Genomic DNA, 18,476 nt, shown 5'->3' with positions numbered 1-18,476 from the left:
TCAAACTTCCCTGGCTCACCAATGTGCCATAGGACTGAAGCATACTCAATCTGTACGGAAGCCGCACATTGCAACTAACAACTACGAGTGGGGCCGAACAATCGGGAACAAAACTGTCTCTCGAATTGACAGGCCGGTCAAAGTCATCAACAACCGGTCGATGCCCATTCCCGTTCCGGTGCATGGGGGCATCGCATACTCGAGCGCGGCGAGGAAATCTTCGTCGAGCACCATGGCCTCGTCGTCGCCCGCGGCCGCCGCGCGCGCCTGCGCGGCGAACCTCTCACGCTGCACGACGGGATCGTTCAATTCGGAATACCCGGTGGCCAGTTCTACTCCGCGCACGTAGAGGTCCCACTTCTCGGTGACGCCCGCGATGCTTCGGTGCTGGCGCGTCAAAGGCGTTGTCTCGACCGGGAAATCCTTCACGAACGTCGGAGCGGTGAGCGCGTTGCCCACGGTGTGCTCCCACAGTTCCTCGACGATTTTTCCGTGTCCGTAGCCCCGGCCGGCGGGGATCTCGACGCCGAGCCGATCGGCGATGGACAGCAACTGTTCGACCGACGTCGCGGGCGTGATCTCGTCACCGAGTGCCTCAGACAATGACGGGTACATTTGGATGGAAGCCCATTCTCCGTCTATGTCGTAGACACTGCCGTCGGGAAGCGGGAGTTGTCGGGTTCCGATCGCCTCATCGGCCACCTCTTGAATAAGCTCACGTGTCACTACTGCCGAATCGTCATAGGTTCCGTACGCCTGGTAGGTCTCCAGCATGGAGAATTCCGGAGAATGAGTGGAATCCGCACCTTCGTTTCGGAACACTCGATTTAGTTCGAAAACCCGGTCGAAACCACCGACGACGCAGCGCTTCAGGAACAGTTCCGGCGCGATCCTCAAGTAGAGATCGATGTCTAGTGCATTCGAATGCGTGATGAACGGCCGCGCGGCCGCGCCACCGGCCAGCGTCTGCAACATTGGAGTTTCGACTTCCAGAAACCCACGGCGTTCCAAAGAGTTGCGTATCGCGCGGACGACCGCGATCCGCTGCCGTGCGACCGTGCGCGCCTGGGGGCGCACGATCAGGTCGACGTAGCGCTGCCGTACCCGCGCCTCTTCGCTCATGTCCTTGTGCGCGACGGGCAGCGGACGCAGCGCCTTGGACGCCATCTGCCACTCGTCGGCAAGCACGGATAATTCGCCGCGCCGTGAGCTGATCACGTTGCCGCGCACGTAGACGATGTCACCGAGGTCGACGTCCGTCTTCCAGGCGTCCAGGGACTGCTGGCCGACCCTGTCGAAGCTGATCATCACCTGCAGGCTGGTGCCGTCGCCCTCTTGTAGCGTGGCGAAGCAGAGTTTGCCGGAGTTGCGGGCGAAGATCACCCGCCCGGCGACGCCGACGACGTCATCGGTCGCCGTGTCGACCGGCAGGTCGGGGTATGCGGCACGGACCTGAGCCAACGTGCGGGTGCGTTCGACGGCGACCGGGTAGGGGTCGTGCCCCTCGGCGAGCAACCGAGCGCGCTTGTCGCGCCGAATTCGGTATTGCTCGGGAATGTCTAGGTCGTCGGCACTCACGACGTGCCAGCTTAAAGGACTGCGCTTTGAGCTTGTGCCGACGGCTTTGTGTATGCGCTGCGGTGCGAAGCCGGTGGGTCAGCGTGCCGTCTTCAGCCGGCCGCGCTGGGCGTCGCGGTTGCGCTCGAATATCAGCCGCAGGCCGTGCAGAGTCAGGTGCTGGTCGTATTGGCTGACGGTCTGCAACTCGGGCAGCAGCAGCGGCGCGGTGTGGCCGGTGGCGATGATCGCGACGTCGTCGCCGGCAAATCCGTCCACGTCCTCGCGGATGCGGCCGACCAGGCCGTCGACCAGCCCGGCGAAACCGAATACGGCCCCCGCCTGCATGCACTCGACGGTGTTCTTGCCGACCACCGAACGGGGACGGGTCAATTCCACCCGCCGCAGGGCGGCCGAGCGGGCCGCGGCGGCGTCGGAGGACACCTGCAGTCCGGGCGCGATCGCGCCACCGAGGAATTCACCTTTTGCCGACACGACGTCCACACAGATCGAAGAACCGAAGTCGATGACGATGGCGGGCCCGTTGAACCGGTGGAAAGCGGCCAGGCAGTTGACGATTCGGTCGGCGCCGACTTCCTTGGGGTTGTCCACGAGCAGCGGGATGCCGGTGCGCACCCCGGGTTCGATGAGAACGTGCGGCACCGATGGCCAGTACTGGTCGAGCATGAGCCGCACCTCGTGCAGCACCGAGGGGACGGTCGACAGCGCCGCCGCGCCGGTGAGCCGATCTGAATCGTCGCCGATGAGCCCGTCGATGGTCAGCGCGAGTTCATCGGCGGTGATTTCCGCCTCGGTGCGAATCCGCCATTGCTGCACGACGTTTGCGTGCTCTTTGGAGCCCGATATCAGCCCGACGACGGTGTGGGTGTTACGGACGTCGATCGCCAGCAGCACGGCTACCGCGCAACGATCCGGGGATTGAGCAGTTCGGCAGCATCGTCGGGCACGAACGCCGGATCGCTGCCCAGGTCGATCTGCTTGTTGTCGGCGTCGACGAAGACGATCCGCGGCTGATACGTCCGCGCCTCCGCATCTTCCATGGTCCCGTAGGCGATCAGGATCACCAGGTCGCCCGGGTGGACGAGATGAGCCGCCGCACCGTTGATTCCGATCACGCCGCTGCCGCGTTCGCCGGTGATCGCGTAGGTGACCAGCCGGGCGCCGTTGTCGATGTCGACGATCGTGACCTGTTCGCCCTCGAGCAGGTCGGCCGCCTCCATCAGGTCCGCGTCGATGGTCACCGAGCCGACGTAGTGCAGGTCGGCCTGCGTGACGGTGGCCCGATGGATCTTCGACTTGAGCATCGTCCTGTGCATCAATTCCTCCAAGGTGATTGGGCGTATTCGGGGTGTCCGTCCGGCCCAGCGGTGCCGGCGGGTGTTTCGATCTGCATCTCGATGTTGTCCAGCAGCCTGGTGGTGCCCAGCCGGGCCGCAACCAGCAGCCGGGCCGAACCGTGGGCGGGAGCCGGGCCCAGCCCGGCGTCGCGCAGCTCGAGGTAGTCGACGGTGAGGTCGGGCACGGCGTCGAGCACCGCGCGCGCCGCGGTCAGCGCGGCCGCACCGCCCTGGTGCCCGGCGTGCGCACCCGCCGTCAAGGCGGCCGAGAGCGTCACGGCCAGTTCGCGTTGCGCGGGGTTCAGGTAGCGGTTGCGCGACGACATCGCCAGGCCGTCGGATTCCCGGACGGTCGGCACGCCGACGACCTGAACGTCGATGTTGAGGTCGACGACCATCTGACGGACCATCACCAGCTGCTGGTAGTCCTTCTCCCCGAAGAAGATCCGGTCCGGACGCACGATCTGCAGCAGCTTGCACACGACGGTGAGCATGCCGGCGAAATGGGTCGGCCGGACGGCACCCTCGAGCTCGGCGGCCAGGGCACCCGGCTGAACGATGGTGCGCAGACCCTCCGGGTACATCGCGGTGGCCGTTGGGGTGAAAACAATTTCGACGCCCTCGGCGCGCAGGAGTGCGACGTCGTCGTCCAGGGTTCGCGGATAGGCGTCGAGGTCCTCGCCGGCGCCGAATTGCAGGGGGTTGACGAAGATCGACACCACCACCACCGCGCCGGGCACCCGCCTGGCGGCGCGCACCAACGCCAGGTGCCCGTCGTGCAGTGCACCCATGGTGGGCACCAACATCACTCGGCGCCCGGTGTGGCGCAGCGCGCGGCTGACATCGGCAACGTCGCGCGGGGCGGCGTAGACGTTGAGTTCGCCCGCCGTGAAGGCAGGGGGTTTGCCGGGTCTCATGGGGCCAGCACCTCCACGACGTCTTCGGGGGCATGCGCGCGCTGTGCGGTCCGTAGGGCATTCACCCGGTACGCCTGCGCCAACTCCGGCGTGACCTCACGCAGCGCGGCCAGATGCCCGGCGACCGCGGCAGCATCACCACGCGCGACCGGACCGGTGAGCGCTGCCTGCCCGCGCTGCAAGGTGTTCTCCAGCGCCGCCCTGGCCAGCGGTCCGATGATGCGCTCGGCGATGCCGCCCGGCTGGTCGTCGACGGTCTGTTGGCCGAGCAGTTCGCTGCCGCGCAGTGCGGCGCGCAGCGCGTCGAGCGCGTCGGCGAGCACGGTCACGATGTGGTTGCCGGCGTGGGCCAGGGCGGCGTGGTACAGGACGCGGGCGTCCTCGGCCACGCAGAATGGTTCGCCGCCCATCTCCAGGACCAGCGATTGTCCGATCGCGTATCCGATTTCGTCGGCCGCGGTGACGCCGAAGCAGGAATCCGCCAGCCGGCTGATGTCTTCGTCGGAGCCGGTGAACGTCATGGCCGGGTGAACTGCCAGCGGGATGCAGCCGTCCTGGGCCAGCGGCTCGAGAATGGCGATCCCGTTGGCGCCGGACGTGTGGACCACGATGGTTCCGGGCCGCACCGCCGACGTCACGGCCAATCCGGATACCAGGCCGGCGAGTTCGCTGTCCGGGACCGCAAGCAGCAACAGCTCGGCGCCGGCGGCCACGTCCGGCGGCGTTGCCACCGGCGTGTCGGGCAACCGGCGTTGTGCGCGCTGCCGCGACGCACGGGAGATGGCGCTGCACGCCACCACGACATGGTCCGCGCGCTCCAGCGCGACCCCGAGAGCGGTGCCGACGCGGCCGGCCGAGATGATTCCCACCTTCAGCCGAGCCGGGCGCAAACCGTCGAACTGCACCATCGCAGACGACCTCACAGATATCTTGTTCGTTCCGGTCCCACCTGGTGGGTACCGTTCGGTCACTACGACTGTAGTCGATTACCAGGCGTTACCCAATGTGAGGAAGCTCCCAGCTCAGCCTTCGCGGCGACGTCGACGGCCGCCTTGGGAGGGCTGCACCTGCAGGCGGGCCAGCAGATCGGCCACCGACTGGCCGCCCGTGGAGGTGCCTTCTCCCGCGCGGGAGGGGTCCTCTTGCTGCGGGTCACCACCGTGCCGCGGCGCTTGCTCCGCTGGCGGCGGCGGCGCCAGGCGAGGTGGTGGGGGCGCGGATGGGTCCTGGTGTATCGGGGGAGCCGGTGGCGGGGGTGGCGGCGTCGTGGCGGCGGGCGGCGGCGCGGCGGAGGGTCCGGGCGACGGCTCGTTGCGGTCCGAGAAATTGCTCCCCCCGAAGTCGCGGTACTCCGCCGAGTGGCGAGAGCGTGCCCGACGGCCGGAGTCGCCGTACGGCGGTGGCGGTACCGGCTCGACGGGTAGGCCATCCCAAGCCTCGTCGATGCCCGAATGCCGGGCACGCCGCCGCCCACCGGTTGCGTCCGTAGGGGAGTCGGCGCCGGCCCAATTGCTGCCCGGGGCGCCCGGCGGCAACCACTGGCCGTCGGCGGCGACCGGCTGCCAACCCTGCCCCGGCCACTGTGCCTGTGGTGGTGGTTCCGGCGTCGGTTCCGGTTGGGGCTCCGGGGGCGGCTCCGATTGGAACTGCGGCTCCGGCTCGGCCGGGGGCGGTTGGTGGCGAGGCTCGAATTGCGGCTCCGCCGGCCTCGCATACGGGGACTGCTCGGCATACGAAGGCTGTTCGGCGTACGAAGGCTGTTCGGCGTACGCCGGCTCATGGGCGGTTTCGTACTGCTGACGGACCCGCTCCCGCCGGGGCGATGGCTGTTGCCGAGGCGGGATCAGCGGTTCCTCGGGCACGTCGATGATCGCGTCGTCGGTGCGGCCGGAGGTGTCCTGCGGCGCCGCCGTCACGCGGTCGCTGGAAACCCAGTCGACCGGGGTGTCTCGCGGGTTCTCGCCGTTGCGATCCCACTCGCTGTACGCGCGCTCCGGTTGCGGCTCCCCGTCGGCAGTGCCACCGAGGGCGGGCCGGTGCGCGAGGTCGGTGTCGAAGAGGATCTCCAGGCTGGTTCGCAAGGCCGAGAGCTCCGCGCGCAACTCGGCCAGATCGTCGGCGGCCTGAGCGCGCAGCTCGGAGGCCAGTTCGCGACGCAGCTGCGACTCGACGGTCAGCTCGTATTCACGCCGGGCCGAGATCTCCCGGTCCAGCTGCAGGTCGTAAACCAGCTTGAGGTCGCGGACCCGGGACTGATCGGCGTCACTCTGGCGGCGATAGAGCACGGAGACGAAGGCGCCGGCGACTGCGGCCCACAGCGCCAGGATTACAGCGAGCTTGAGAAGTTCCACCCGATTGGTGAAAACCAACGCCGAACTGGCCCCCATCGCGAGGACCAGCAACGCCGTCAAGAGCACCCACCCCGGCCTGCGGCCGCCGCGCCGGACTCGGGCGCCGCGGGACAGAACGGTCATGGCCTGAGACTACCTGTGCGAGGTCAATCCGCGTGTCGGGCGGCGTCGGCGATTCTCGCGCGGGTTGTCGTCGGCCGCGCGCCGGTCAACCGCCAGCCTGTTCCCGGCAATCCCGGCGCCGAACTAGCTTTCCGCACCCTCGCCGTGCTCCGTCGAATCCGGCGGGGATTTGCAGCAATGTTGCAGCCACAGCGCGGCGATCAGCAGGGCCAACGCGCTGACGGCCGCCACCACGGTGCCTGAGGTGTCCTCGGCGGCCGCCCGCAACCAGGATTTGCGGGGCAAAAAGTACACCAAGATGCCGACCCAGAAGCCGAGCATCAACGCACCGACCCAGGCCGAGGCCTTGGCGACCATCAGGCTGCGCGCCACCGCAAGCGGGTGCAGCCAACCCGGACCGGACCCGATCTCGCCCTCGTTGATCCTGGTTCGCACGTAGCGCGCCCACAGCGCCTCGACGATGGCCACAGCCAATAGCGACAGGCCGGTCCACACCGTGATCGGCGGAAACCACCGGTAAAGCCCCTTGACCAGCAAATACCCTACGATGGCGGCGCCGACCACCGCGGCGGTCAAGTCACGCTTGCGGGTGGGCACCATCAGCGCGTCGGCCCGCGGTCGGCCGACCGCTTCCCGTTCGGCAGCCCAAGTGTCAGGCCGGTCGGTCGCACGCCGTCCCGGTCGGCCGCTTCCAGCTGAGCGAGCAGACCGGCGACCGGCTGCGGCCCGTCGACCAGCGTGAGCCGAGCGTCCGGGTCGACGTCCAGCCAGGGGATGAGCACGAACGCCCGAAGGTGGGCTAGCGGATGTGGCAACGTCAGGTTGTTCTCCCGCGAGATCACCTCGGTTGGGCCGTAGCAGGCGATCAAGTCGACATCGAGAGTGCGCGGGCCCCAACGCTCACCGCGCACCCGGCCCGCCGCGCGCTCGAACTCCTGTCCCCGGCGTAGCCAGTCCTGCGCGTCGCAGGACGGGTCGTCAGCGATCAGCACCGCGTTGAGAAACGGCGCCTGATCGACCCGGCCCCAGGGGTCGGTCTCGTACACCGGCGACACGGCATGCACCGTCTCCCCCAGCCCGTCGACAACGGACTGCAACCGGGCCAGCCGATCACCCAAATTCGAGCCGATGGACAGCACCACTTTGGTCATGGGCGCCGCTCTCCCCCGCATGCGGGCGGCGCCCCCACGATCCCGGTGACGCCGGCATCATGGTCGCCGCGCGTCATAGTGTCCCGCCCGCCGGGACCACCGAACCGCGCCCGCCGCGGCGCGACCGCCGGACCACGACCGCGACATCGGCGAACTGTTGCGGGATCGGAGCCTGCGGCTTGTGCACCACCACCTCGACGGCCTGCACGCGTTCGTCGTCCATCACCTGATCGGCGATCTGGGCTCCGACGGTCTCGATCAGATTGCAGGCGGGACCGGCGACCACATCGGCGGCCAACTGGGCCAGCGCCGAGTAGTCGTAGGTGTCGGCCAGTTGGTCACTGGCCGCGGCGCCGATGAGGTCGATCCACACCGTGATGTCGACGACGAAGTCCTGACCATTGGCGCGCTCGTGGTCGAAAACCCCGTGTTGTCCGCGAACCATCAAGCCGCGCAACTCGATTCGATCAGCCATTGTCTCCAGCCAGTTCCGGGTGCGCTCCGTCGGTCCAAGCCGCTAGGACCTTGAGGGCATCGACCGTGGCCCGGACGTCGTGCACACGCACCCCCCACGCCCCATGCAAGGTGGCCAGCGCCGAAATCACCGCGGTGGCCGTCTCACGCCCATCGGGCGGTCGTGGCACACCGTCGGCCCCGGCTAACAACGTACCGAGGAAGCGTTTGCGCGATGCACCAAGGAGCACCGGGATGCCGGTGGCGACCAATCGCGGAAGGGCATGTAGTAACGCCCAATTGTGTTGTCCCGTCTTTGCGAATCCCAGTCCCGGATCGATCATCAGCTGGCCGGGGTCGACACCGGCAGACACGGCTGCATCGACGCTGGCCAGTAATTCGTCGCGCACCTCTTCGACCACGTCGCGGTAATCCGGCGTCGCGTGCGGCCGCGCGGCCGAGACCGAGCGCCAATGCATCAGCACCCAGGGCACTTTCGCTTCCGCCAGCAGCGGCGCCATGGCGGGATCGGCGCGGCCGCCGGACACGTCGTTGACTATCCGCGCTCCGGCACACAGCGCCGCCCGCGCGACGTCGGCGTGCATGGTGTCGATGCTGACGGTGATGCCCTGTGCTGCAAGCTCTTTGATGACGGGAACGACCCGAGTCGTCTCGACGTGCGGGTCGATCCGCGTGGCGCCGGGCCGGGTCGACTCTCCTCCGACGTCGATGATGTCTGCGCCGTCGGCGATTAGGGACAGACCCTGCGCGACGGCCTTGTCGGGGTCGAGATAGCGGCCGCCGTCGGAGAATGAATCGTCAGTGACGTTCAAAACTCCCATTACCTGCACAGGCGCCAGACTCACTTACGCAAGATCAGGTCGAGCGCTTCGGCTCGAGAAGCGGCGTTGGTTTTGAACAGCCCGCGTACCGCCGATGTGGTGGTGATCGCTCCGGGCTTGCGGACCCCGCGCATCGCCATGCATAGGTGCTCGGCCTCCACCACGACGATCACGCCGCGCGGATTCAGCTTTTTCACCAATGCGTCGGCGATCTGGCTGGTGAGCCGCTCCTGAACCTGGGGCCGCTTGGAGTACAGATCGACCAGGCGCGCGATCTTCGACAGGCCGGTGACCCTGCCGTCGGTGCCCGGGATGTAGCCGACATGGGCGACGCCGTGGAACGACACCAGGTGGTGCTCGCACGTGGAGTACAGCGGGATTTCCTTGACCAGCACCAGCTCGTCATGATCCTCGTCGAACATCGTGTTCAGCACGCTGTCGGGATCGGTGTAGAGCCCCGCGAACATCTCGCGGTAGGCGCGGGCGACCCGGGCCGGCGTTTCCCGCAGGCCATCTCGGTCGGGATCTTCGCCTATCGCGTGCAGCAACTCGCGGACCGCGGCCTCGGCGCGTTCCCGATCGAACACCCGCGCCGTGGGCATCGCGGTATGCGGCAGCGCCATCGAATCCTCCGTTTGCTCAGCCGTGGGCCGGCGGGTTGGACCGGCTTACGTCGTCATCCTGCCGGTCGGGCGACCCGCCCTCCGGCGCGGGTTGACCCGGCGGCGGATACGGCGGATACGGCGGATAGGTGGGATGCGGCTGACCGGGATGACCAGCGCCGCCCTGCTGACCGGGATAACTTTGCTGACCGCCCGGGTGGCCCTGCTGTCCGGGATAGCCCTGCGGGCCGGCGTAACCGCGTGCCGGCTGCTGCCAGTAGGGCTGCTGACCAGGCTGGGCTGGCGGATACCAGTAATTCGGCTGTTGTTGCTGCGGCGGCCACCCCGGCGCGCGCCACCCGGCTGGGGCGCCGTAGTCGGGTTGCGTGGGCCCCTGCGGCTCCCCCTGACGATTCCCGCCTTGAGCGCCGTGAGAACCATTGCTGCCGTTGGCGTTTCGCTCTGCCTCGGCCTGCGCGGCCGCGGCGGCTTGGCTGGCCCGGGCGATGGCCGCCTTGAAGGCGGGCTCTTGAACCGGCGGGGGCCAGGGCTCGCCGCGCTCGATGGCCAGCTCGCCGGGCGTCTTGATCGGCGGTTTGTCCGACGGGATGCGGCCACCGAAATCGTCGAACATGGTCAGCCGTGGGCGTTTTTCGACACCGGAGAAGATGCCCTCCAGCTCGGCCCGGTGCAGGGTCTCCTTTTCCAGCAGCTGGCCGGCCAAAGTGTCGAGAATGTCTCGATATTCGGTGAGGATCTCCCACGCCTCGGTGTGGGCGGCCTCGATCAGTTTGCGGATCTCGTCGTCGATGTCGCGAGCGACCTCGTGCGAATAGTCGGGCTGTGTGCCCATGGTGCGGCCCAGGAACGGGTCGCCGTGCTCCGAACCGTACTTGACGGCACCAAGTTTGGAGCTCATCCCGAATTCGGTGACCATCGCGCGCGCGATCTTGGTCGCCTGCTCGATGTCGGACACCGCGCCCGTCGTCGGCTCCCGGAAGACCAGCTCCTCGGCGGCGCGCCCACCCATCGCAAAAACCAATTGCGCGATCATCTCCGAGCGGGTCCGCAGGCCCTTGTCCTCTTCCGGTACCGCCACCGCATGCCCGCCCGTGCGCCCACGCGCCAGAATCGTCACCTTGTAGATCGGCTCGATGTCGGGCATCGCCCAGGCGGCCAGCGTGTGCCCACCCTCGTGATAAGCGGTGATCTTCTTTTCCTGCTCGCTGATGATCCGTCCCTTGCGGCGCGGCCCACCGATCACCCGGTCCACCGCTTCCTCCAGGGCGGCGCTGGTGATGACGGTGCCGTTCTCGCGAGCGGTGAGCAGCGCGGCCTCGTTGATGACGTTGGCCAAGTCGGCGCCGGTCATGCCGACGGTGCGTTTGGCCAGCCCGGCGAGGTCGGCGTCCGGGCCGATCGGCTTGCCCTTGGAATGCACCTCCAGCACCGCCCGGCGCCCCGCCAGGTCCGGGTTGGACACGGGGATCTGCCGGTCGAAGCGGCCGGGCCGCAGCAGCGCCGGGTCCAGGATGTCCGGTCGGTTGGTGGCCGCGATGAGGATGACGCCGGCCCGCGGGTCGAACCCGTCCATTTCGACCAGCAACTGGTTGAGCGTCTGCTCGCGCTCGTCGTGACCGCCACCAAGGCCCGCGCCACGCTGGCGGCCCACCGCGTCGATCTCGTCGACGAAGATGATGCACGGGTTGTTCTGTTTTGCCTGGTCGAACAGATCGCGGACCCGGGACGCACCGACGCCGACGAACATCTCGACGAAGTCGGAGCCCGAAATCGTGAAGAACGGGACCCCGGCTTCGCCGGCGACCGCGCGGGCCAGCAGCGTCTTTCCGGTTCCCGGCGGGCCGTATAGCAGCACGCCTTTCGGGATCTTGGCGCCCAGCGCCTGGTAGCGGCCGGGGTTCTGCAGGAAGTCCTTGATCTCGTAGAGTTCCTCGACCGCCTCGTCGACGCCGGCGACGTCGGCGAACGTGGTCTTGGGCATGTCCTTGGAGAGCTGTTTGGCGCGCGACTTGCCGAATCCGAAGCCCATGCGGGCGCCGCCCTGCATGCGGGAGAACATCACGAACAGGCCGACCAGTAGCAGCAGCGGCAGGACGTAGACCAGCAGCTCACCCAGGATGCTGCCCTGGTTGACGACGGTGCTGACCTTGGCGTTCTTGGCGCTCAGCGCGTTGAAAAGGTTGACCGCGTAGCCGCTGGGAAACTTGGTGATGACCTTGTCGGCATTGTCGGTGTCGCTGTTGCCCTTCTTCAGGGTCAGGCGAAGTTGCTGTTCGCGGTCATCGATTTGTGCGCTTTTGACGTTGTCACCGTTGATCTGAGACATCGCCACCGACGTGTCGACGGGCTTATAGCCGCGGGTGTCGTCGCTGAAATAGAAGAACGACCAACCGAGCAGCACCACGACAGCAATCGCCGTGATGGTGCGAATCACGTTTTTCCGGTTCATCAATCATCGGCCTTGCCGGCCAGGTCCTTCCCCGATATACACGCAGCTGAAAAAGTCCAGGCTACCGCTAGTGGCGATCGCCAGCTCCGGCAGAGCCGGGGCGCAGCGGGTCGACACCATCGTCTCCGGTGGCGATCGCCAGCTCCGGCAGAGCCGGGGCGCAGCGGGTCGACACGGTCCTTCTCAGTTAACGACGGGCGGTTCCCGGCTAGTCGTAATACCGGGCCTCGACCACATTGTCGTCCGGATCGACGAAGTAGTACCCCTGCGGCGCCCATCCCCGCGCACCGAAGCTCCGGTTCAGGCGCGCGCTGGTGTCCACACCTTCGGCCTGCAACCGCCGGTCCAGCGCATCGTATTCGGCCTTCGACAGCGCCAGACAAACGTGATTGACCGGGTGGCCGGCGCTGCCCTCGATGCGGGTCAATGACTCTGTCGCGGAAACGCTTTCGGCGGGCATCAAGTCGATGATGGAGTCCGCACATACCCGCACGCTGGGAAACGGCGCGTCTCCGGCTTCGAACTCGGCGAAGCGCACCGGTTCCAGCCCTACGACCCGGGTGTAGAAGTCCATCGACACCCGCGGATTTTTCGTCCAAAGCACCACATGGTCCAGTCGCATCGAACCGATTATTCCCGCCTCCCGCCCTCTTGGTCGCCGACCGAGCGCTATTCGGGTAAGCCACGATCGTTCGGGGTCTTCTCAGCCAGCAACCATTGTGCTTTTGTGGGACGGTGCCCCCAACCGAGCGGTTAGTAGATACCAATGGTGTGCGGCTGCGAGTGACCGAAGCGGGCGAGCGAGGCGCACCTGTGGTGCTCCTGTCGCATGGTTTCCCCGAACTTGCCTACTCCTGGCGTCACCAGATACCCATCCTCGCCGAGGCCGGCTACCACGTGTTGGCGCCCGATCAGCGCGGCTACGGGGGTTCGGATCGCCCCGACGCCGTCGACGCCTACGACATCCATCAGCTGACCGCCGACCTGGTCGGTCTGCTCGACGACGTGGGCGCGGAGCGCGCCGTGTGGGTGGGGCACGACTGGGGTGCAGCCGTGGTCTGGAACGCCCCGCTGCTGCACCCGGACCGGGTCGCCGCCGTCGCCGCGATGAGCGTGCCGGTGACCCCACGCTCGCAGGTGGCGCCGACGACGGCGTGGCGCGAGACGTTCGGCGAGAATTTCTTCTACATCCTGTACTTCCAAGTGCCCGGCGTCGCCGATGCCGAATTGAACGCCGATCCCGCTCGGGTGATGCGGCGAATGATGGGCGGCCTGCGGATATCAGATGACGAAACCGCGGCGCTACGGATGGTCGCCCCCGGTCCGGAAGGTTTGATCGACCGGCTGCCCGAACCCGACGGGCTGCCGGACTGGATAAGCCAGGACGAGCTGGACTACTACATCGCCGAGTTCACTCGCACGGGTTTCACCGGCGGCCTGAACTGGTATCGCAATTTCGACCGCAACTGGGAGACCACCGCCGAACTCGACGGCGCGAAGATCTCGGTCCCGTGCTTGTTCATCGGCGGGACGGCCGATCCCGTCCTGACTTTCATCCGCGCCGATCGCGCTGCGGATGCGATCTCGGGCCCGTACCGACAAGTGATGCTCGACGGCGCAGGGCATTGGCTGCAGCAAGAGCGTCCCGACGAGGTGAATGCGGCCTTACTGGAATTCCTCAATGGATTGGAGCTGCGATGAGCGCGCCCCTGCGTTTCGGTGTCTTTATCACCCCGTTTCATCCCGTGGGCCAATCCCCGACCGTGGCACTGGAATACGACATGGAACGCGTCGTCGCCCTGGATCGGCTCGGATTCGACGAGGCGTGGTTCGGCGAACACCACTCCGGTGGCTACGAGCTGATCGCGTGCCCAGAGGTGTTCATCGCGGCGGCGGCCGAGCGGACCAAACACATCCGGCTGGGCACCGGCGTCGTATCGCTGCCCTACCACCATCCGCTCATGGTGGCCGACCGCTGGGTGCTGCTGGACCACTTGACCCGCGGGCGGGTGATGTTCGGCACCGGTCCCGGTGCGCTGCCCTCGGACGCATACATGATGGGCATCGACCCCATCGAGCAGCGCAGGATGATGCAGGAATCTCTCGAAGCGATCCTGGCGCTGTTCCGCGCCGCACCCACCGAACGCATCGACCGTCACTCCGACTGGTTCACCCTGCGAGACGCGCAGCTGCACATCCGGCCCTATACCTGGCCCTACCCCGAAATCTCCACGGCAGCAATGATTTCGCCGTCGGGCCCGCGGCTGGCCGGAGCGCTCGGCACCTCATTGCTGTCGTTGTCGATGTCGGTCCCCGGCGGCTACGCGGCACTGGAAACCACCTGGGACGTGGTCCGCGAACAGGCCGCCAAGGTCGGCCGGGATGAGCCCGACCGGGCCGGCTGGCGCGTGCTGAGCATCATGCACATCGCCGACAGCCGTGAGCAGGCCATCGACGACTGCACGTACGGGCTGCAGGACTTCGCGAATTACTTTGGCGCCGCCGGATTTGTGCCGTTGGCCAACAGCGTGGAAGACGCCCAGACGCCACATGAATTCGTCGCCGACTATGCCGCGAAGGGAAATTGCTGCATCGGCACTCCCGAGGACGCCATCGCCCACATCGAGGACCTGCTCGACCGCTCTGGCGGGTTCGGCACCTTGCTGATGCTCGGCCACGACTGGGCCTCGCCCCAAGCGACGTACCACAGCTATGACCTGATGGCGCGCAAGGTGATTCCGCACTTCAAACGACAACTCGAGGCATCCCGCTCGTCACATGACTGGGCGAAGAGCAAGCGCGACCAGTTGATCGGCCGGGCCGGCGAGGCGGTCGTGAAGGCCATCACCGAACACGTCGACGAGCAGAAGGACGCGGTGCACTGATGCGCGCGGCGGTGCTGCGAGACGGCCGCATGGCCTACCGCGACGACGTACCCGAGCCGATACCGGAAGCCGGCCAGGTGCTGGTGGGCGTGCGGGCGTGCGGGATCTGCGGCTCCGACCTGCATTTCGCCGCCCACGGTGCGCAGGTGCTGGAAATGAGTGACCGGGTGGCCGGCGACTCGGGCGCCATGCACGTCGACCTGGACCACGACATCTTCATGGGGCACGAGTTCAGCGCCGAGATACTCGAAGCCGGGCCAGAGACCGAGACCCATCCGCCGGGCACCCTGGTCACGTCGCTGCCGGTGCTGTTGTCCGCCAAAGGCGTCGAGCCGATCGTCTACAGCAACAACACCATCGGCGGCTACGCCGAGCGGATGCTGCTTTCGGCGCCGCTGCTGTTGGCCATCCCCAACGGCCTGGACTTCAAACACGCCGCCCTGACCGAGCCGATGGCGGTGGGCCTGCACGCCGTCAACAAGTCCAACATCGCCCGCGGCGAGCCGGCCCTGGTGCTCGGCTGCGGCCCGATCGGAATCGCCATCATCGCCGCCCTTCGACTCCGTGGCGTTGAAACCATTGTGGCTTCTGATTTTTCGCCTACACGCCGTGAGCTGGCCAACGCGATGGGAGCCCACCAGACGCTGGATCCTGCACAGGGCTCGCCCTTCGACACCGCCAAGCCCGCGGTGGTCTTCGAGGCGGTCGGCGTGCCGGGCATCATCGATGACGTGCTGCTTCGGGCGCGGCCCGGCACCCGCCTGGTGGTCGCCGGCGTGTGCATGCAGCCCGACACGATGCACCCGTTCTTTGCGATCGCCAAAGAGATCAACGTGCAATTCGTACTCGCCTACACGCCCGAGGAGTTCGGTGACTCGCTGCGCGCCCTGGCCGAGGGCGACATCGACGTCAGCCCGCTGATCACCGGCGAGGTCGGCCTCGACGAGGTCGGTGCGGCGTTCGACGACCTCGCCGACCCCGAGCGGCATTGCAAGATCCTCGTCACCCCCTGAGGTTGTCACCGGGTCGTCCTAGAATCGAACCTATGTTCGAGTTACCCTCAGGCCCCGCATCGCTAGTGGGGGTCATCGAGTCCGCCCACCGCGAGGAGTCGAGGCTGATAGCACGCCGGCTCGCGGCAGTGGCCGCGTTACTTCGGCACCGGGTGGCGACCTCCGAGCGGCCAGAACGCGACCACGCCGAAATCGACGGCTTCGAGCAGACCGCCGCCGAAATCGCCGCCGCGATGAACCTCTCCCCCATGGGCGCCAGCTACGTGGTGTCCTACGCCGAGGCGCTCGACACCAGGTTGCCCAAGGTCGCGGCTCTGCTGGCCGAGGGCCGAACGGATTGGCGCACAGTGCGGTTGATCATCGGCCGTACCGATCTGGTCACCGATGAGAAGCTGATCGCCAAGCTCGACCATTCGCTAGCCGAGCGCATTGGCAACTGGCACGGCTGGTCCAGGCAGCGCATCGTGAACGCGGTCGACGCCGCCGTGCGAGCCGCCGATCCCGACGCGGCCCGTGAGCGCCGGCTTGCCGCCGAGGACGATCGTTGCATCGGAGTCAGTGCTGCGGACAATGGCATGGCCGAGATCCACGGCTCGGTGGCGGCCTCGGCTGCCGTCGCCTTCGATCGACGGCTTTCCGAGCTGGCCAAGCAGGTGTGCACGGCGGACCCGCGAACCATGGATCAGCGCCGAGCCGACGCGTTGGCCGCGCTCGCTGAAGGCCGTGGATTGGCCTGTACCTGCGGGCAAGCGCAGTGTCCCGCCCGCGCCGACGTTCCCGGCGCCTGCGCCGGTTTCGAGAGCGATCGCACCGGGGCGCGCGTCGTCATCAACGTGGTGGCTAGCGAACAAACCGTCTACGCCAACGGAGCGGAGCCCGGTTATCTGGAAGGCTATGGCGTCATCGATGCCGAGCAGGTGCGCCAATTGGCCGCCGCCGCATCCGTGCTCATCGCCAATCCGGTGACCAGCCCGGTCGAGGCGCTGCGCTATCAACCGCCCGCCGCGCTGGAACGGGCCATTCGATTTCGGGACCTCACCTGCCGATTCCCCGGATGCAGCCGGCCAGCAAAGGTCTGCGACCTCGATCACACGATTCCGTTCAATCATCGGGATCCGGCGGCAGGCGGGCGGACTACGGCGGAGAACCTCAAATGCCTGTGCCGGCAACATCATCGACTCAAGACCTTCGGCGGCTGGCGCGACAGGCAACTCGCCGACGGCACCGTGGTGTGGACGTCGCCGAGCGGACGGACCTATCGGACCTCGCCGGCCGGCGCCGACCTGTTCCCCCAGCCGCACCGTCCGGCTTGCGTGACGCCCGCCCCGCAACGGCGAACCAGATCACAGCGTCGCGGCGCACGAATCGCCCAAGCGCGCAGGCACAATCGTGAGCAACGGCCGATCAACGCGGCGCGAGCACAACTGGAGCAGGCGCGAAAACAGGAAATCGAGTCGCGTAAGTTCCGAAACCATATGCGCGACATGCTTTTCCTATTCAAGGGCACGCCGAGCACCAGCCCGTATTGCACCTGGGTGAATGAACCGCGAGAAGCCGAAGAGCTGCCGCCGGATTGGATGCCCGATGAGCCGGTCCTGCAACCCTTGCCGGAAGACCCACCTTTTTAAGGCGTTGGCTCAAGCTCTGAAATCAAGGAGCTTCCGCTAAATCCGCTACGAAGCGCCATATCACCGGCTATTGTCCCCGAACAAATACCGGACAGCCTGAAGTGGGCAGCATGAACAACCAGAAACCAACGCCCATCACACTTGCCATCTACCGTGACCTACGCGTCGGCATGGTCATCGTAACGCTGATGGTTTTTCTGGCCATTGTCTTTGAGCAGCTAGCGGCAACCTGCTGGCAATTCACTCTCAGTGCTTACTATTACACCTCCGCGCACAGCATCCTGATCGCCGCGCTTCTGGCGCTCGGCGCGCTTTTCATCATGTACAAGGGCAGCAACGACACCGAGGATGCGTTGTTGACTCTGGCTGGTGTGTCCGCGTTGATGATCGCGATGGTGCCACAGGGTCCGCTCACGTCCCAGGAACGGTGTGGGCCATATGGTCTGCCGTCTGACTTCGTGCCCGCAATTCAGCCTAACGTCTGGACGGTCGTTGCTGCACTGATTGTAGGCTGGTCGGTGATGGCCGTGCTGCACTGGCGCAACCACACTCGGCATAAGAGAAGCCCGTTGGGAGCCGTAGCGCTGTTGATTTTCTGGGTGATTATGGCGGTCGGCCTCATTGTCCTTATCTTTTTCCCGAACCAGTTCTATGCGCATATCCACGGCGTCTCCGGTGTCTTGATGCTCTTGTCCTTCATCATCACCGTGTTCTGCGCCGCATACGTCGTGGGGCAAGAGGACTCTGAGAAGGCGCCGCACAAGGACCGCTATAAATGGTTCTACCGGATCATTGCTCTTGTGATGGCGGTGACGTTAATCGCAGTTGTCGCAGTGCATCTCAAGCATCCCGGATGGGAGCCATGGGTCATTTGGTTGGAATCTGCGGTGATCCTCGAGTTCGCGGTGTACTGGGCGGTTCAAACCTGGGAACTGTGGAATTCGCCTGACCGCATTGGGCGCCTCCCCGACGACGTCCAGAGTCGACTCGCGGATAAACGGACGAAGGACCGCGGAATTCGTGGATTCAGGTCCGATCGGACCGGACCACCCGACGAGGGTCCGGGCGGAAGGATACTGCCGCTTCTGTAGGGCGGCGGCCCACCGTGACAAGTCAGTGCCCCAAT

The 18,476-nt window shown here is 66.6% G+C and carries 18 protein-coding genes; 5 read left to right on the top strand and 13 right to left on the bottom strand.

Translation table 11 applies throughout. The features are described from left to right. Window positions 1-81: 81 nt before the first annotated feature. From lysS to AC5Y4F_RS20335, 13 genes are all read right to left on the bottom strand, one after another. The gene (gene lysS, locus AC5Y4F_RS20395) at window positions 82-1,578 is read right to left on the bottom strand and encodes a lysine--tRNA ligase (RefSeq protein ID WP_067938564.1); all 1,497 of its coding nucleotides are present in this window, start codon (window positions 1,576-1,578) and stop codon (window positions 82-84) included. A 78-nt stretch (window positions 1,579-1,656) separates the two neighbouring features. Continuing rightward, complete coding sequence (locus tag AC5Y4F_RS20390) at window positions 1,657-2,472, bottom strand: type III pantothenate kinase (protein WP_499998141.1); 816 nt, start codon at window positions 2,470-2,472, stop codon at window positions 1,657-1,659. A 2-nt stretch (window positions 2,473-2,474) separates the two neighbouring features. Further along, window positions 2,475-2,894 (bottom strand): aspartate 1-decarboxylase, encoded by a 420-nt coding sequence (panD, locus tag AC5Y4F_RS20385; RefSeq protein ID WP_067938560.1) that lies wholly within the window; start codon window positions 2,892-2,894, stop codon window positions 2,475-2,477. Continuing rightward, window positions 2,894-3,832: a pantoate--beta-alanine ligase gene (panC, locus tag AC5Y4F_RS20380; protein ID WP_499998138.1), complete on the bottom strand. Its 939-nt coding sequence runs from the start codon at window positions 3,830-3,832 to the stop codon at window positions 2,894-2,896. The genes panD and panC overlap by 1 nt, the downstream gene beginning before the upstream one ends. After that, window positions 3,829-4,740: a Rossmann-like and DUF2520 domain-containing protein gene (locus tag AC5Y4F_RS20375; RefSeq protein WP_067938556.1), complete on the bottom strand. Its 912-nt coding sequence runs from the start codon at window positions 4,738-4,740 to the stop codon at window positions 3,829-3,831. Before AC5Y4F_RS20375 ends, panC begins: the two co-directional genes overlap by 4 nt. A gap of 114 nt (window positions 4,741-4,854) precedes the next feature. Beyond that, complete coding sequence (locus tag AC5Y4F_RS20370; protein ID WP_499998135.1) at window positions 4,855-6,306, bottom strand: DUF6779 domain-containing protein; 1,452 nt, start codon at window positions 6,304-6,306, stop codon at window positions 4,855-4,857. Window positions 6,307-6,429: 123 nt separating this feature from the next. Beyond that, on the bottom strand, window positions 6,430-6,906 hold the full coding sequence (locus AC5Y4F_RS20365; protein WP_499998132.1) for a DUF3180 domain-containing protein: 477 nt from the start codon (window positions 6,904-6,906) through the stop codon (window positions 6,430-6,432). After that, on the bottom strand, window positions 6,906-7,457 hold the full coding sequence (gene folK / locus AC5Y4F_RS20360) for a 2-amino-4-hydroxy-6-hydroxymethyldihydropteridine diphosphokinase (RefSeq protein WP_067936330.1): 552 nt from the start codon (window positions 7,455-7,457) through the stop codon (window positions 6,906-6,908). Before folK ends, AC5Y4F_RS20365 begins: the two co-directional genes overlap by 1 nt. Before the next feature lie 73 nt (window positions 7,458-7,530). Next, window positions 7,531-7,932: a dihydroneopterin aldolase gene (gene folB, locus AC5Y4F_RS20355; protein WP_067936332.1), complete on the bottom strand. Its 402-nt coding sequence runs from the start codon at window positions 7,930-7,932 to the stop codon at window positions 7,531-7,533. Further along, entirely contained in the window at window positions 7,925-8,776 is an 852-nt protein-coding gene (folP, locus tag AC5Y4F_RS20350; RefSeq protein WP_156750107.1) for a dihydropteroate synthase, read from the bottom strand. The genes folB and folP overlap by 8 nt, the downstream gene beginning before the upstream one ends. After that, complete coding sequence (gene folE, locus AC5Y4F_RS20345; protein WP_067936338.1) at window positions 8,773-9,375, bottom strand: GTP cyclohydrolase I FolE; 603 nt, start codon at window positions 9,373-9,375, stop codon at window positions 8,773-8,775. Before folE ends, folP begins: the two co-directional genes overlap by 4 nt. Window positions 9,376-9,391: 16 nt before the next feature. Next, window positions 9,392-11,824 carry an ATP-dependent zinc metalloprotease FtsH gene (gene ftsH, locus AC5Y4F_RS20340; RefSeq protein ID WP_067936341.1) on the bottom strand — a complete coding sequence of 811 codons (2,433 nt, stop codon included), beginning with the start codon at window positions 11,822-11,824 and terminating at the stop codon, window positions 9,392-9,394. Between the two features lie 208 nt (window positions 11,825-12,032). Further along, window positions 12,033-12,446, bottom strand: coding sequence for a VOC family protein (locus tag AC5Y4F_RS20335; RefSeq protein WP_067936344.1), 414 nt, complete (start codon window positions 12,444-12,446; stop codon window positions 12,033-12,035). A 113-nt stretch (window positions 12,447-12,559) separates the two neighbouring features. Here AC5Y4F_RS20335 and AC5Y4F_RS20330 point away from each other — a divergent pair, with 113 nt between their 5' ends. The 5 genes from AC5Y4F_RS20330 to AC5Y4F_RS20310 all read left to right on the top strand — a co-directional run bounded on the left by AC5Y4F_RS20330 (window position 12,560) and on the right by AC5Y4F_RS20310 (window position 18,441). Beyond that, complete coding sequence (locus AC5Y4F_RS20330) at window positions 12,560-13,525, top strand: alpha/beta fold hydrolase (protein ID WP_197520600.1); 966 nt, start codon at window positions 12,560-12,562, stop codon at window positions 13,523-13,525. Then, window positions 13,522-14,709: an LLM class flavin-dependent oxidoreductase gene (locus AC5Y4F_RS20325; protein ID WP_067936349.1), complete on the top strand. Its 1,188-nt coding sequence runs from the start codon at window positions 13,522-13,524 to the stop codon at window positions 14,707-14,709. Before AC5Y4F_RS20330 ends, AC5Y4F_RS20325 begins: the two co-directional genes overlap by 4 nt. Then, window positions 14,709-15,722, top strand: a complete 1,014-nt coding sequence (locus tag AC5Y4F_RS20320; protein WP_067936352.1) for a zinc-binding dehydrogenase — start codon at window positions 14,709-14,711, stop codon at window positions 15,720-15,722. The genes AC5Y4F_RS20325 and AC5Y4F_RS20320 overlap by 1 nt, the downstream gene beginning before the upstream one ends. A gap of 32 nt (window positions 15,723-15,754) precedes the next feature. Beyond that, on the top strand, window positions 15,755-17,350 hold the full coding sequence (locus AC5Y4F_RS20315; RefSeq protein WP_499998126.1) for an HNH endonuclease signature motif containing protein: 1,596 nt from the start codon (window positions 15,755-15,757) through the stop codon (window positions 17,348-17,350). 110 nt (window positions 17,351-17,460) lie between these two features. Then, window positions 17,461-18,441 (top strand): hypothetical protein, encoded by a 981-nt coding sequence (locus AC5Y4F_RS20310; RefSeq protein WP_499998124.1) that lies wholly within the window; start codon window positions 17,461-17,463, stop codon window positions 18,439-18,441. The last annotated feature ends 35 nt before the right edge of the window (window positions 18,442-18,476 follow it).

The organism is Mycobacterium sp. NGS56 (genome assembly GCF_059812425.1).
The sequence above is the reverse complement of the archived record's forward strand: the minus strand, read 5'-3'. Positions and strand labels throughout refer to the sequence as shown.